This window comes from Vibrio sp. Y51_MX_L26 (assembly GCF_024181935.1).
Lineage (GTDB): Bacteria > Pseudomonadota > Gammaproteobacteria > Enterobacterales > Vibrionaceae > Vibrio > Vibrio diabolicus.
On record NZ_JAMZAS010000001.1, the window covers coordinates 519,544 to 535,241 of the forward strand.

Below are 15,698 nucleotides of genomic sequence, written 5' to 3' on the forward strand. Positions count from 1 at the left end.
TAGTTAAATAATAGAATTTAATGGCTAGATAAAAATGTATTATGCTCAACACGCCTATTTTTATGTGATATTGAACAAATAACTATTATTTATAAATTCAGTAGAAATGTTAATTGGGAAGGAAAAATTGATTTTGATATACATAACGTTTGGTTTTTATTTTAGTCGACGGGTATATGAAAAAAATATATTTTCCAATCATCAGCACTTTGATGGTTTCCTTTGCTCATGCCAATACGCTGCCTGCGCCAACTTGGCATCAATTTCAGTTAAATGATGGTTCAAAGAAAGAATTAAAACTTTATGGCGATCAAGAATCTTTCTGGTATCAAGATAGAGAAGGCATTATTTATGTCCACGATGAAGAGACAGGGTGGTTTTATGGTAATCATGACATTGTTGATGGGCGTTTTGTCGTCACTTCTCTTGGGGTTGAAGCCAAATTAGAAATGCCACAAGCAGTGAGAGAGTTGTTAAAAGAGCGCGTCACCCCGACGTCTTTTTTATTGCCTTCTGAGCACGTTTATCCAATGAATGAGCCATATCTTGAGCAAACTCCCATTCGAGCACTAAACGCAACAAATGAGCCCACGCACCAACCTTTGCTCGTTGTTCAGGTGAGCTTTAACAACCAAGACTTTGTGAATGACTTCACCAATGTGATTTTTGGTGATAATCAGCAAAGTGTAAAAGACTACTTCAGTAAGAATAGTTACGGACGTTACATTGTAGAGCCTGCGAAAGAAACGGAAGGTACGGCAAACGATGGTGTCATCAACCTTACGTTGGATATTGCTCATCCGAATTGCCACTCAAAAAATGATGCGACTTGTGACAGTAAGTTAAATGAGGCTTTTAAAGCCGCTTACGACAAGTTAGACCGTTATGTGGATTTGTCTACTTACGATTTGAATAACGACGACAAAATCACGCCTGACGAATTGTCTGTGATGTTTGTATTTGCGGGGTACGACAAGTCTGCTGGTTCGGTAAATACGCCGTACATTTGGCCTCATCGTTATAGTCATAATGCGATTGAGATCGATGGAAAGACCATTCGAGATTACTGCTTGTTTGCTGACTTCCAAGGTGACCATCAATCTACGATGGGCGTGATTGCCCATGAACTTGGACACTTGATGCTTGGTCTACCTGATTTGTATTCCTACAGACATTCCGGCTCTGTTGGCCAATGGGGATTAATGGGTGGCGGAAGCTGGGCAAGTAAACAAGGTGATACGTATGCAGGGGAAACGCCGGTCAATATGTTGGCATGGAGTAAGGAAGCTGCTGGTTTCATCAAACCGAAAGTGATTGAAGCGTCTGGTTCTAGCACGATCGAGACTCGTCAAGGCGAGGGTGTGGTGTATCTCGATCCGTATTTGAAACAGCAAGGTCCAAGAGCTTACTTCGAAAACAGAAGAAAAACGGAATACGACCGTGCGTTGTCAGGTGAAGGTCTTTTGATCACGGCCGTAAGTATCGACAACCGTTTCAATGACACAGGGCCAATGCAAGTTCAGGTATTCCAAGCGGACGGTCTGGATGAACTACAAACTCGTGGTTGGTCAGATCAAGGTGATGTGTTCCCGGGCTCAAGCAATGTGGTCACTATTTCGGACGATACAACTCCTTCTTTAAAACTCATCACCGGTGGCCGGGAAACCAATATCTCGATTAATGATATCGCCAGTACAGATCAAAGCGGCACGTTACGAGCATCTATTCCTTCATCGACGAATAAATCGGCTTGGATAACGTCACTTTTAAGAACGTACGTGTATGAAGACAGCCGCAACAATACGATAGGGTTTGGGTTAGAAAACAACGACGGTTACCAATCTTTGGTTGGTTTCTACTTATTTGCTAAGCCAATCCTACCAAACTCCGAGATGCGTTATCGTATGTTTAAATATGACCTGACTACAAACCGTTGGGGGAATGCTGCTATTAACGTTGACACTCAAGTTGAAGTGTCATCGGGGGTGATTCCTACGTTTGGTGGTCGAGTTATGTTTGCATCGCCATTTGATATCGATGAAGGTGAGCAGTTGTTGGTCATTGAGCTAGAAAACGCTAAGCCAGAATACAGCTATTCATTCTTGGACGCTTATTTGTCTAACGGAGAGAAAAAGAAGCAGTTCTATGGAAATGCCAGTTCGTACAAGACGAGCGGATTAAGCGAAGGGCGTGGCCGTAACTATCCTTTTGCTGCTTTGTTAGAAAAACCTCAGGCGAAACCTAGTATTACGGTTGAAACGGATTCCGTCACCGTATTAAGCGGTGAAAGTATTACGATTGATGTACTGGCGAATGACCACTCATCAGATGCGAATAGCACACTGAAGCTAGACAAGATCACATCAAAGCCTTCGATTGGTAGCGCTGAAATCTCAGGACAAAAAATCCACTATTCTGTTCCTGTTTCGGACATTCCAGAACAACGAGCAGTAATGAAGTATCAAGTGTCTGACGATTTTGGGACGACAGCAGAAGGTGAGGTGGTCATCACGATCAATTCTCCAGTAATCACCGCCAATAGTCTTCAATACAAAGCGCTAGAAGATACGCCACTGGAACTTAACTTACGTCAGCAACAAGGACTAGAGAAAGGGGACACCATCGTCATTAAAAAGCCGCCGATGCACGGCAAGATTGATGGAAATACCTACCAAAGCAAGGAAAACTACTTTGGTAATGACCAGTTTGAGTTTTCTATTGTTAAAGAGAACGGACGTGAATCTAATACAGCTATGGCTGTAATTTCGGTCGAAGCGGTTAATGATGAGCCGATCTTTTCTATCGAAGCGAGTCGTAAAGAAGGCCTATCAAATGAAAAAGTCACACTATCTGTACTTGGCTTAAAAGACGTTGATTCAACCAATCATTCATTCAAATGGCGTCAAGTTTCTGGGACTAAAGCCCAGTTTGCCACCACGGACACGATAAGTGTAGAAGTGACGTTACCAAAAGTGAGTGAGAAAAGTGAAAAGCTGACGTTTGAAGTGACGGTAAACGACAATGATGGTGCAATTATTACTAAGAACGTTGCTATGGTTGTTAAGCAAGAAGTTGTTGTGGAAAATGATCCTGGCAAGAGTGAAGAAGGTGGCTCTATGGGGCTGTGGGTCATTCTGTGTATGATCCTGATTAGTCTAAGAACAAAGGTTAATAATTTGTATAGATTCGTAATAAGAAATGATATTTGGTAGAAAAATATTATAATTCATCGCCTTGTATTCGCAGGATGAATGAAGATTGAAGGAAACCAATAAGAAAAACCTCCGTGTCGTAGCGCTTGCTCCGACAGGGAGGTATTTTGCATCAATAATAAGCTCATTAGAGATCTTGGAAACAGCAGCTGAATTTGCAGAGTTCCAAGGTTTCATGACACACGTCGTTACGGCAAACAATCGGCCGTTAATTGGTCGAGGGGGAATCAGCGTTCAACCTACCGCACAATGGCAATCATTTGATTTTACAAACATATTAATCATTGGCTCTATTGGCGATCCTTTAGAATCGTTAGATAAGATCGATCCTGCATTGTTCGATTGGATCAGAGAGTTACACCTAAAAGGCAGCAAAATAGTTGCAATTGACACTGGTATTTTTGTCGTCGCGAAAGCCGGTCTTTTGCAGCAAAACAAAGCTGTAATGCATTCTTACTTCGCCCACCTCTTTGGCGAACTGTTCCCTGAGATAATGCTCATGACTGAGCAGAAAGCACTCATTGACGGAAACGTCTATCTTTCGTCTGGACCTTACTCTCACTCAAGTGTGATGCTGGAAATAGTAGAAGAGTATTTTGGAAAGCACACTCGAAACCTTGGTAACCAGTTTTTAAGTACAATAGAGAGCAGTGGAAACTCTCATTCATACTGTGATGTTTTCCGGTACATGCAACACAGAGATGAGCTGATTCTAAAAATCCAAAAATGGATTCTCACCACGGATCTAGACATCGTTTCTATCAGTGATTTAGCGAATGAAGCTTGCTTATCAGAACGGCAGTTAAAACGCCGATTTAAAGAGGCGACATCCATCAGTCCGTTAAAGTTTATTCAGTTAGGGCGTTTATCTTTTGCAAAAGAACTGTTGAGGTCAACAAAATTGTCAATTGATGAAGTGGCAAGTCGATCTGGTTATGTTGATACACAGTTTTTCAGGCAGATATTCAAACGAGAAAATGATTGTTCTCCACTTGAATATCGTAAAAGAAACCAAATTAAAGCTTAATGATAAGCATATCTCATGGCCAGAATTATGATCTATACAACATTATTAATTGAATAGTCATATTTACATTCGTTTTAAATCCATATTATAGTTCGAACGAAAATAGCAAACGTTTGCTATTTTCGTTCGAGTATAAATGAGTTAGTCTTGAATTAATTATTAATAACGGTAACTTATACTTATATATACGTATTCTTATAATTACTTAATTTCTATTAATAATATTGTCGTTCATATAATGTATATAGTTTGTTATGAAATAAAACAATATGAATATTATTAAGTGATTACTTAAAATAAAAGGGGGATTTAGACCTTATAAAGGGGGTGATTAAGACACAATATTATAAATTTACCTTTTTTAAATCAATTATTTTTCAGCGTAAAATAATAATTAAAACATGTGTTTGCAATGTTTTTTGTCTTTTCGAATCAGTGTAAAACTTAGTTAATAAGAAACTGGTTTCTTATACAGCTGTTTAATGCTTAGACGTAAAATAAGAGACTGAGTTATAGAGGGGAGCTATTTATTAACTAGCTTCATCTGTAGCTTTATGGATTTATAAAAATTATAACTATCGGAAATTATTGGGTCTTGGTGTTATTAAAATGAAAGCAAATAAACGTACCATCGATGTAAAGTACTTGCGCACTTTTTCACATGTTGCAAGGCATAGAAGTTTTACTGCGGCAGCAGAAAGTCTATATTTAACCCAACCAGCCGTTTCACAACATATTAAAAAACTTGAATGTACTATAGGGGCTGAAGTCTTCGATCGAAAAGATGGATTCAATCTGACTAAACATGGCCAAATATTACTTAGTTATACAGACAGAACAATGTCTTTATATGACCAATTATTTGACGAATTGGCTCAAGTAGATATGTTTGATCGGTATTCTATTGCGATATCTGATTCATTTGCTCCTGAATTGGTAGCGAAGGTAATTAGCTCTTTTAGAGTGTATAACGACGTCGAGTTAGCTATTACAAGTTATAGCGACATGAATTGTGTTGATAAAGAGAACCACGATTTAGTCTTCGCTATTGGTGACACCACATCCGTGGAAGGTCGCGTTTTCCCACTAAATAGAGAGCAATACATTTTGGCTTGCGGCTGTGCAGTCAAACCTGAGGAATGCTACCCTGAGCGAATCGTCTTTTGTAATACTTTGACTAGGCGAGATGCTGAGGTATTGCTTGACTCTTCTGGGGTGGATACTTCTAGAGTAAAACATTGGCTTACTACTTCTTCGTCTCGATTGATGATCAATGAACTGCAAGCGGAAAATACTTTTGTTATCTGTCCTAGTTGGACACTGGGCGATTACAAGTGTAGCCAGTATCCGCTATCCAAGTACATCGAGATGTACGTATGGTGTAATGATTCTGCTGCGAAGAAAATCGACCAAGAACGTTTGAGAAGTTTGATTACCGAAACATTCCGACTGACTTCTAAAGGCGTGGTTGGTAGACCACCTACGGGTCGGTTACTAACCAGTTGTGAAGTGATGTAGAAAAACGCCATGCCTATTGAATAAATAGACATGGCGTTTGTTTTAATAATGATTAAATTAATGACATGTAGAAGAAAAAGAGCCCACTCGTACCAATTGGTATTGTGTAAGGGATGCCGTTCTCAAAAAAATTTTTTTTGTGATAAACAGACATTAACCACATAACCAATATTTGAATCCCACCCATTAATCCGATCGCTACTATTGCAGCTAACATATATTCATCGTTCACTCCTAAGAAAAGTGCACCAATGAGTTTTACATCTCCGCCTCCTACAATGTTTATCAACCAAAGTATAAAGAAACAAATAAAAACAGAGATACTCACTGTGAGTTGAGCTAGTGGTTCTGGAGTAAACAACAAGCTAAGTAGTGAAGTAATAAAGATAATAAGAAGAAATCGATGTTTCACAATTCTATAACGAATATCGTCATAGAATATGAGTAAGACGTTGACCAGGCAAGTTAGCCACAAAGCAAAATTTATATAATTCATTTTCCTATTTTAAATTTTTCACTTATAAATTCAAATTGTTTTCGATAATAAAAATTTATGTAATGGATTTCATTGATTTTATAACAACATCTTATATGTGAATAAAAAAGCTTAATTGGTGTGATTATTTCTGTTGGTGTAAATTTTATTCGTTCACGAAATGAGTGATTAATTCAAGGGAAATAGAGGTAAACATGCTTTTAAATATCAATAATAAACTTCATAATATCCGCCATAAATTTAATTCTGACAAACGTGGTGTCACAGCTGTAGAATACGCAATCATCGCTGTAGCAATGTCTTCAATTATTCTATTTGTATTCAAAGATGGCACTTTGAAAACAACGTTAAATGATGCGATGGGCAAAATTTCCACTTCAATGGAAAGTGCTAACTCTGCTGGAGGTTCTGGCTCTGGCAATAAAGCTGACGGTAAACAAGGATAAGTTAACCAGTTATAAATTTAGAGAGGGGAAACCCTCTCTTTTAAGGTTTTTATTCTATGAGTAGAGCATTAGTTTTTGTATTTGTTGCCATCACTATGTTTTTGGCTTTTTTCTACGTCAGCGATTTTTTTGATCAGCCTGAGCCAGTGGCTGTGGTCGAAAATGAAGTGTTTGTAGAGGTCGCATTCGTTAATCGAGCTGTAAACAAAGCTGAGCCGGTTAACACCGATGCAATAGATATTCGTGAGTTTCCCGAGTCGGAAGCAAAACAGCATTCATACGTTCCTTACGCGAGTATCAAGATTGATTCAGGTGCTCTATGGGCGAAAGACGTCAATGAAGGTATGCAATTAACACCAGACTTGGTTTCTAATCCTGGTGAAAAAGATTACATGTATCTTTCACTTAAAAAAGACCAAGTGCCTTACTACTACTTGTCGCAAGGCAGTAGCATTGTAGAAGCGTTACCAATTCAACCTGGCGATCGCGTCAGTTTTGTTGCCACAACCTCATCTCAATCTAATTTATTAGAAAGTGGCTATTCCGATATCGATAGCTTAACAAGCAACGTCATCATTGACGGGGCTTTGGTTTTGCAATCGATGAACGTTTCTGAAGATGATGATTCGTCAAATGAAGAATATGGCTTGATTATCGCTTTGACCGTTAAACAGGTACTTAAGCTTGAAATGGCACAGAAAATCGGAGCCATTACTCTGGTTCCAGCAAAGATGGTTCATAAATACTTATCTGTAAAAAGTAGCGATTTGATTGAGCATCGATTTGGCGTTCGACAGCTGAGAGGGAATTAAGGGTGTTCAATAAAAATATATTATCAGTCACGTTGGGATTGGTTTTGCTTCTCCCGGTTTCCGCGTCAGCTGGGGATCTATTAAGCCTTGATAAAGGTGCAGCGAAGACGATTAATGTAAAACGCAACATTGATACCGTGTTTGTCGCAGATACCCAAATTGCGGATTACAAGGTCATCGCAAACGGGAAACTGGTGATTTACGGTATTGGCCGTGGCGCCACTTCCATTATCGCGTACGACCGAGCAGGAAACGAAATTTACAACGCAGAAGTGGTAGTAAATAAAAGCTTAAGGCTTTTAAAACAAACGCTTATTGCAAGGTATCCCGATGAAGACATTAAGCTGACCAATATTGGTGAGCAGGTTGTCATTGATGGTGTCGTGAGCAGCGAAGAAATCAAAAACAAGGTGTATCGCCACGTGGGTGAAATGCTGAAAAAGAGCAAACAAAGGAACACTTTTGAGCTCACTAATGCAAACGGAGAAGCTGGCGATGCTCTCGACTACACAGCGACTTATGTGTTTGAAGACATCATCAACAACCTGAAAGTTCTCACGACTGATCAAATCAACGTAAAGCTGACGGTTGCAGAAGTTTCAAGTTCATTCTTGACCGAGCTAGGGGTTTCATACGCTGAAACAAACGGTAAGTCCATTGGTGGTGCTGGTCAGTTCGTCAATAAAATTTTAGATTTTACTGCTGAGGATATCGTTGCGGTTATTTCAGCGAGTGGTAATGACAGCATTGGACAAGTGCTTGCCGAACCAAATTTATCAGTGATTTCCGGTGAGTCCGCAAGCTTTCTAGTCGGTGGTGAAATCCCTATTACAGTTCGCGATAACGATGGTATCTCTGTTACTTACAAAGAGTACGGCGTAAAGCTGTCGATGGTTGCTAAAGTAACAGACTCTGAAAATATTCGTTTGTCACTGCTGCCGGAAGTGAGCTCTATTGATAAGACCAATGGTGTGAACTCTGGACTCATCAGTGTGCCTTCTTTGAGGACTCGCAAAGCCCAAACGACCGTGCAATTGAAAGATGGTCAAAGCTTTGTTCTAGCGGGTCTGTTGACATCAGAAGAACAGGAATCATTAGCCAAAATCCCTTACCTGGGTGATATCCCGATTTTGGGTGCACTGTTTAGTAAAACCAATACTGAAAGAAGAAAGACTGAGCTGATTATCGTAGCGACAGTTAACCTCGTCGATCCTGTTAAAGAAACCGATATCAAACTGCCGAAGTTCAAACGAACGAGTGATCTTGAGCGTTTGTTGAAACTTGATCTTTCAAATGTTGATGACGAAGAGCTGGAAAATACGATAAAGGCGGGAGGCTTTAACTAATGAAGGCAAACCTATTGTTGGTGGTTTCTGTATTACTCTCGGGTTGCTCGGTATCGGTAACACCAAACAAAACAACCGTAGACACAATTGTAGAAACCTTTGAGTTTCGAGTCACAAACAAAGAAGTGGCGATGGATAAGTCAGTTAACTTCGTCAATCAAATTAATCTTCAGTATCCAAAGTCGACATTTGCAATCAATTACGACGCCAAAGAAAGTCAGTTTGTTGATGGCTTTGTGAAAGAAATCAAAGCCAAAGGCGTAAACAAGTTGCGTTATACCCTAAACGCAAACAGCGAAAGCAAAGGCGTAAAAATCGTTGCGAAATACCACAAGATGCAAGAGCAAACTTGTGATGCCGTTTCATTCAACACCCTTAAACATCATCCATTTGGGTGCAGCTTGGAATACAACAGACGCTTGAGTATGACGAATCCTGTGGCGGAGTAAAAAATGGATTTAGATAACCTATTCAAAACGACTTCATCAAGCAAAGATAAGAAGAACAACACCATTGATCTGGTTGTTTCAGATGATTTGGCTTTTCTTCAAGCAATCGACGAGCTCTACGCAATCGAAGGTTTCGCTTCACCTTTAAAAGTCGACGATATTGATGACGAAAGTTGGCATAAAACTAACGCTGAAATAAAACATGTCATTCTTGACTTAAGAGCATGTGGCGAGTTGATTTCAGAAGTTGCGGAGATCTCTTCAAGATTAGACGTCAGCATTTCTCTTATTGTAGTGAGTAACATGGACTCAATACTGATGCGAGATAAAGTCTTGTCATTGGGTGCCAACTACATTCTTTGGGACCCTGAACTCGATGGTTTGTTAGGGGCGCTTAAAGAGTCAAGTGCTGCGACATTCTCACCAACAGTTAAGAAGAAGTCTCGCATTGCCAAGCGAGTCTTAATGCTTGGTAGCAAAGGTGGGGTGGGCGTGTCCACGATCAGTGCCTTTCTTTCACACAGTTTGAGTCAACAAGCTAATTTAAAAACCTTGCTTGTTGAGCATGACACCATCGCACTAAACTCAGACATATTTCTAGGCTTAAAAGGGCTAAAAGCGCAGCAAAACAGCATTGATTTGAACCAGTCTGAACTGGATGCCGCGATTGCTGGAAGCTATGTAAAACCCGTTAAAGATAAGCTCAACTTCCTCACATTAGAAAAGAACGTTGCTTGCTTGAGCGATCATGTCGATTCGTTGTTTCGCATCTCTAATGAACTGGTTGATCAATACAACTTTATCATTGATTCCATGCCGCTCAGTGCGATTGATGAGTTGACAGCAGAAGACATCAGTGACCGATACAACCGTATTTTTATTGTTTGTGAACCTTCTGTGGCCTCATTAAGAGCGTACCACTCAATCAAGAAGAAGCTGGGTAAGTCTGAGCATCGAGTGATTTTCTCGATGACGCGATCTCAGAAGGACTACATGATGCCGCTTCAAGGGGCGAAAGAGAAAATCAAAGCCAAAGACGCGATTGATTTTGCTTATGAAGCCAATCTAGAGAAGCTCATTATTCAACAAGGCATTCAAAATACGGCAAAGCTTAAGTTTGCACCTGCCATTGCCAATATTGTGAATTCGTTGACGGGTAAAAAAGTCAAAGTACAGAAAAAGTTCGCGTGGTTTAAGAAATGAATCACTTGAAAGAAGTTTATATCGAGATCCGGGACGAAATCTTTGACGCTTTAGATGCAGCCTCGTTAGTTGACGTTGAACCGTTAGAGCTTGAGAGCCAACTAAAAGACTCCGTTAATATTCTTATTGAGAAGAAGCAACTTCAAATCAGTAGCTTAAAGCGTTTAGAGCTGGTTAAAGCACTGCTTGACGAGTTGAAAGGTCTTGGACCCCTTCAAGCGTTGGTTGATAACGATGAAATCTCGGACATCATGATCAATGGTCCCTCAGACATCTTTATCGAATTGAACGGTAAGGTAGAAAAGTCACCAATTCAGTTCGTCAACGAGAAACAGCTCAACACCATTGCTAAGCGTATTGCGTCAAATGTGGGGCGTCGAATTGATGAATCGAAACCGCTTTGTGATGCTCGTTTGGAAGATGGAAGCCGTGTAAACATTGTTATTCCGCCTCTTGCAATCGATGGGACATCCATTTCTATTCGTAAGTTCAAAGAGCAAAAAATCAAGCTGGAAAACTTGGTTCAGTTTGGCGCGCTATCGGTTGAAATGGCAAAGCTGCTTTCGATTGCCAGCCATTGTAAGTGCAACATCCTTATCTCTGGGGGTACGGGTTCAGGTAAAACAACCTTGTTGAACGCATTGTCCGGTTTCATTGGTAGTGGTGAACGTATCGTTACCATTGAAGATGCGGCCGAACTTCAGTTGCAACAACCACACATTGTTCGATTGGAAACTCGTCAAGCAAGCGTTGAAGGGACGGGTGAAATCACTGCACGAGATTTGGTAATCAACGCTCTGCGTATGCGACCAGATAGAATCATTGTTGGTGAGTGTCGTGGTGGTGAAGCGTTTGAAATGCTTCAAGCAATGAACACTGGTCACGATGGCTCAATGTCTACGCTCCACGCGAACACCCCTCGTGATGCGATTGCTCGTGTGGAGAGTATGGTAATGATGGCGACAGCCAGTCTACCGCTTGAGGCGATTCGTCGAACCATCGTGAGTGCGGTTGACCTGATAGTCCAAGTACGACGACTCCATGATGGTAGTCGTAAGATCTTGTTTATCAGTGAAATTGTTGGTCTCGAAGGTGACAACGTTGTTATGGAAGATATCTTCCGGTTTGAAAACAACGGAATGGGTGATGAAGGCAAAATCTCAGGCGAATTTCGAACACCAGGTCTTTCTAAGCGCTCTGTAATTTATGAGCGAGCGAAGTTCTTTGGCTTGGATGGGGCGCTGCAGGAGCTGTTCTCATGATGTTGATTGTCATTTTGCTATGGGTTGTAGTTGCGTTGTTTCTGTTTATTGGGCATTCGAAAAAACAGAAAGAAATCACATCGATCATTGAGCAATCTAATACGTTCGAGGGCGTTTCTGGCTCTCGAGCGGTTATCGATTCAGAAAGCTTTGATATCAGCTACCGAAAAAAGATTAAGGATAAATTTAAGCAGTTGAAAAAGCTGTTGAGTCCTAATGCAGGAATCAAATTGATTGGCTTTTTCGCGGGATCTTCATTAGCGGTTTACTTCGTTAACGATTGGTTCTTCATGTTTGAGTATTGGAAAGTGTTGCTTGCTTTGGAGCCAATATTGTTTGTGATGTTTATTCTCAAACTTAGTGGCATCCAAGCGCAGCGATTCAAGGATAACTTCCCGGATGCGCTGAACATTCTTTCTGGTGCGCTCTCCTCGGGTCAAAGTATTGTCCATGCGTTCGAATACGTGGGCACTCAGCTTGATAATGAAGTAGGCGAAGAGTTCAAGAAGATGTCAGAGCGCCTTCTTATCGGTGAAGACCCAGATGATGTATTGGCGCGCAGTGCTGCGTCGTTCCCTTATGTTGAGTACTTTTTCTTTGCGGCGACGATTCGAATCAACTTGAGTCGAGGTGGCCAACTAAAAGATGTCATTAACCGCATCAACCGAATCATGTTTGAAGCAAGGGCAATCGAGAAGAAGAAAAACGCACTGACGTCAGAGGCGCGTGCTTCAGCAAAAATCATCGCGGCTCTGCCGGTAATCTTTATCATGATTTTGAAAGTAACCAGCCCTGAAAATTATAACTTCGTGATGTTTGAAGAAGGTGGGAAGCCTATTTTCTATTACGTGTTGATCAGTGAAGCTATCGGATTCTTCTTTATCTACATGATATTAAGAGGGGTGAAGTAGTGGTCGATATAAAATTAATCTTTTTAGCATTAGGGTTGTTTATTTCACTATCTGTCGCGTATTACTCGTTAAAAGTGTTTGATAAAACCAAAGCGAATATTTCGACAAAGAAGATCATTGACTCAACCCAAGAAAAGACGCCTTTTACGGATAAGTTGGCAGTACAACTTTCGCGCCTGTCTTTTAATAAAGAAGAAACGAAAAACAACTTAGTTAGAGCAGGGATTCATAGTGATTTTATTGCGCAAGCTTATTACCTGCTGAAGGTTATACCACTGTTATTTTGCTTAGTATTTATTGGTTATTCTTACATGCAGGGAGACATGGAATTTTCATCTGCGTTTATTTCATTCTCGCTTTCGATGCTTGTGTGTTTGATTGCGCCAGATATGTACATTTCATCGAAAGGGAATGCGAACGTTCGTCACGTCAGTAGTCGACTGCCTTTCTTGCTCGACTTGATGAATGTGTGTGTGCATACCGGGATGACGCTCGAAGCGAGCTTGGAATATCTGTCGAACGAGCTAAAAACAGTCGATGAAAACCTGGCTTATGTTGTTAAAAAAACGTCAGAACGAGCCAAAATTGTTGGTTTGGATCGAGCGCTTACTGAGTTCTATGACCTGGTTCCAACCACAGAAGCGCAAAGTTTTGTCATGACTCTTACTCAAAGCTTGAAGTACGGCTCATCAGTAGGTGCGGTATTAGCTTCCCTCGCTTCTGATATTCGAGAAATAAACATGCTCGATTTGGAAGAAAAAATAGGAAAGATGGGGGCAAAAATGTCCATACCAATGATCGCTTTTATCATGGTTCCTATTGTTGTTCTAATCGCAGCGCCAGGGATAATGAGGATGCTAGGATAATGAATGTAAAAAAATTTATTTCCCTTTTTGTTTTACTGCTTTTAAGTGGTTGTTCAACCATCAATCAGGAATTAGTAACCAAAGAAAAACTACTAACTAATGCTGGACAAACTGAACAACTGATCGAGTTTTATAAAGCAAATTTGGTTGAAGTTCCAAGCTATAAGATAAAACTGATCAATTTATACCTCGATAATAAAGACCTCGAAGATCCAGAGATTATTTACATCTTAGCTAAGTTGGAATATCTAAAACGTAATTATGACGCAAGTGAACGCTATCTAGATGACTATTTAGAAAACGGTGGTCCGAAGGGTAATTATTATCTTTTGAAAGGCAAGATTTTAGCGCGTAAGAAAGATTACAACGGTGCAATCGTCAACTTCAACGACAGCAAGAAAAACGGCGCATCGGACCGAGAAGCGAATAACAATATTGCCGTCGTGATGATGTTGCAAGGTCGTCCGGAACCTGCGATGGAACTGCTCTACAGCTTGTTTGCGGCTAATCCGAACGATGAAAAAGTCCGCTCAAATCTACTATTAGCTTCGACTCGCTCACACCGACCTGACGTGGCACTGGAAGTGTTAAAGCACGACAGCAGCGAACAGGAAGCGCGAGTCAAACTGAAAAAACTCATGCAGAGCGTTAAACCGCTTCCTAAAAAAGTAACGAAAACAGTTCCACCAAAGCAGGTCGCTAAAGTAAAGGAAAAGAAAAATATGGAAATGGAAACGAAATCAGTCGATTTGAAACCAAAGTACGTAGCACGCTCAGTTCTAGATCCAAAAAACTTACGCCCTAAAGCACCTTCAATTTACCGAATTCAAGTTTTGGCAACCTATAAGGTGATTCCTTCGGATTACTTAAACTATCTGAAAGGCAATTATGGAAGTGTGTATTCCTACACGCACGGCTTATGGAAGCGTTACTGCATTGGTGAGTTCAGTGATATCAATGACGCAAAGAAATTTCTTGAAAATATGGATATCAAAGGTGCCTTTGTTGTTGATTACACGAAGAAAAGGTACGTCGAGCTATGATCAAGTTTCAAAAGGGAAGTTTGACGGTTGAGACCGCAATGGGCTTGCCAGTTTTACTAATGGTTCTGTTTACTTGGTTTGACTTGTCGGTTTTAACGTACTCAATGGGCGTCACGGATCATGCATTAACCACAGCAGTGATGAGCAGTAAAAAGCAAGGCAGCTCTCACAGTACTGAAAAAGTCGACTACCAAGACGTAATAAAAACCAAGCTTGAATCAAGTGGTGGTGCACTATGGTCAAAAGTTGTTGATCACTCAACGGTTTCGGCATCGGTTTATTACTTTAAAAACCTACCTGACTTTATCCATTGTAATCGCAGTGGAAAAGCGTTGAGTGAATGCCCAAACATCAAGAAAGGCGACACTGCTGAAAACTCAGTCAATATGCCAATTGCCATATACCAATTGAGCTTCACCTATCAGCCTCTGTTTAACTTTGTTATGCCAAGCATGAACATTAGTCGTGAGATGGTCGCGGTTCAGGAGTACGAGCGCTGCACGTTCAAGTTAGGAGAGGAGATCAGTTGTGGTAACTAAGTCAAAGCAAACCGGTGCTTTTATTGTTGAGCTTGCATTGGTCTTACTCTTTTTTGGCTCCATTATTGCCATGCATATCAACTACACCATCGCTGTTAATAAAAAAGGGCAGTTGGATAGGGTGGTGTATTCGATCGTCAGTGTTATTAGTGAACGCCGACAGTTGTTTGCCAATGAACTTGATATTTGCGGCGCAGGAGGTAAGCAGTGCGAGACACACATGAACAATTCGTTCGATATGGCGAAAGGCATGTTGAAACGCACACTACCAGATTTTGACGAAAATGAGCTGGGGATGCGAGTCTTAGAGCTATCTTTGATTGATAAAGATAAGAAGCTTGTTAGAACCACCGCCTTAAAGGGCATGACGGCGGGGTGTAATTTTCCGGATCTAGAGGACATTACGTTGGAAAAAGCAACAAAACTATTGCCTTTGACCACGCAGAACCGACGCCTTCCTCTTTATCACGTGTCTCTTTGCTACAAAACGCCGTTTAACATTATCGGTCTTATGAGCGGTGAGCCGATCAAAGTAGTGACCAGTTCCTATTCATTTGCAAGGATTTAA

The 15,698-nt window shown here is 40.7% G+C and carries 15 protein-coding genes; 14 read left to right on the forward strand and 1 reads right to left on the reverse strand.

Translation table 11 applies throughout. The features are described from left to right. Nucleotides 1–176 precede the first annotated feature (176 nt). The 3 genes from NL645_RS02140 (at nt 177) to NL645_RS02155 (ending at nt 5,757) form a co-directional block, all read left to right on the forward strand. Nucleotides 177–3,212, forward strand: a complete 3,036-nt coding sequence (locus NL645_RS02140; RefSeq protein ID WP_253651100.1) for a M6 family metalloprotease domain-containing protein — start codon at nt 177–179, stop codon at nt 3,210–3,212. Nucleotides 3,213–3,258: 46 nt separating this feature from the next. Beyond that, nucleotides 3,259–4,239 (forward strand): GlxA family transcriptional regulator, encoded by a 981-nt coding sequence (locus NL645_RS02145; protein WP_046876016.1) that lies wholly within the window; start codon nt 3,259–3,261, stop codon nt 4,237–4,239. A gap of 609 nt (nt 4,240–4,848) precedes the next feature. Next, on the forward strand, nt 4,849–5,757 hold the full coding sequence (locus NL645_RS02155; RefSeq protein WP_046876017.1) for a LysR family transcriptional regulator: 909 nt from the start codon (nt 4,849–4,851) through the stop codon (nt 5,755–5,757). Nucleotides 5,758–5,809: 52 nt separating this feature from the next. Here NL645_RS02155 and NL645_RS02160 read toward each other — a convergent pair whose 3' ends face one another. Continuing rightward, a complete protein-coding gene (locus NL645_RS02160) occupies nt 5,810–6,253 on the reverse strand; it encodes a prepilin peptidase (RefSeq protein WP_046876018.1) in 444 nt (147 codons plus the stop codon). Between the two features lie 194 nt (nt 6,254–6,447). Here NL645_RS02160 and NL645_RS02165 point away from each other — a divergent pair, with 194 nt between their 5' ends. From NL645_RS02165 to tadF, 11 genes are read left to right on the forward strand one after another with little or no spacing between them, the layout of a single operon-like run. Next, on the forward strand, nt 6,448–6,699 hold the full coding sequence (locus NL645_RS02165) for a Flp family type IVb pilin (RefSeq protein WP_253651101.1): 252 nt from the start codon (nt 6,448–6,450) through the stop codon (nt 6,697–6,699). Nucleotides 6,700–6,755: 56 nt separating this feature from the next. After that, nucleotides 6,756–7,511, forward strand: a complete 756-nt coding sequence (locus tag NL645_RS02170) for a pilus assembly protein CpaB (protein WP_124007824.1) — start codon at nt 6,756–6,758, stop codon at nt 7,509–7,511. A 2-nt stretch (nt 7,512–7,513) separates the two neighbouring features. Next, nucleotides 7,514–8,857 carry a type II and III secretion system protein family protein gene (locus NL645_RS02175; RefSeq protein WP_124007825.1) on the forward strand — a complete coding sequence of 448 codons (1,344 nt, stop codon included), beginning with the start codon at nt 7,514–7,516 and terminating at the stop codon, nt 8,855–8,857. Then, nucleotides 8,857–9,306, forward strand: a complete 450-nt coding sequence (locus tag NL645_RS02180; RefSeq protein WP_005445974.1) for a hypothetical protein — start codon at nt 8,857–8,859, stop codon at nt 9,304–9,306. Before NL645_RS02175 ends, NL645_RS02180 begins: the two co-directional genes overlap by 1 nt. A gap of 3 nt (nt 9,307–9,309) precedes the next feature. Next, entirely contained in the window at nt 9,310–10,509 is a 1,200-nt protein-coding gene (locus NL645_RS02185) for an AAA family ATPase (protein ID WP_005445972.1), read from the forward strand. Further along, entirely contained in the window at nt 10,506–11,771 is a 1,266-nt protein-coding gene (locus NL645_RS02190) for a CpaF family protein (protein WP_005445970.1), read from the forward strand. The genes NL645_RS02185 and NL645_RS02190 overlap by 4 nt, the downstream gene beginning before the upstream one ends. After that, nucleotides 11,768–12,682 carry a type II secretion system F family protein gene (locus NL645_RS02195; RefSeq protein WP_046876022.1) on the forward strand — a complete coding sequence of 305 codons (915 nt, stop codon included), beginning with the start codon at nt 11,768–11,770 and terminating at the stop codon, nt 12,680–12,682. Before NL645_RS02190 ends, NL645_RS02195 begins: the two co-directional genes overlap by 4 nt. Then, nucleotides 12,682–13,548: a type II secretion system F family protein gene (locus NL645_RS02200; RefSeq protein ID WP_046876023.1), complete on the forward strand. Its 867-nt coding sequence runs from the start codon at nt 12,682–12,684 to the stop codon at nt 13,546–13,548. The genes NL645_RS02195 and NL645_RS02200 overlap by 1 nt, the downstream gene beginning before the upstream one ends. After that, a complete protein-coding gene (locus NL645_RS02205) occupies nt 13,548–14,591 on the forward strand; it encodes a M48 family metallopeptidase (RefSeq protein ID WP_253651102.1) in 1,044 nt (347 codons plus the stop codon). Before NL645_RS02200 ends, NL645_RS02205 begins: the two co-directional genes overlap by 1 nt. After that, nucleotides 14,588–15,130, forward strand: coding sequence for a TadE family protein (locus NL645_RS02210; RefSeq protein WP_253651103.1), 543 nt, complete (start codon nt 14,588–14,590; stop codon nt 15,128–15,130). Before NL645_RS02205 ends, NL645_RS02210 begins: the two co-directional genes overlap by 4 nt. Beyond that, complete coding sequence (gene tadF / locus NL645_RS02215; protein ID WP_124007830.1) at nt 15,120–15,698, forward strand: tight adherence pilus pseudopilin TadF; 579 nt, start codon at nt 15,120–15,122, stop codon at nt 15,696–15,698. The genes NL645_RS02210 and tadF overlap by 11 nt, the downstream gene beginning before the upstream one ends.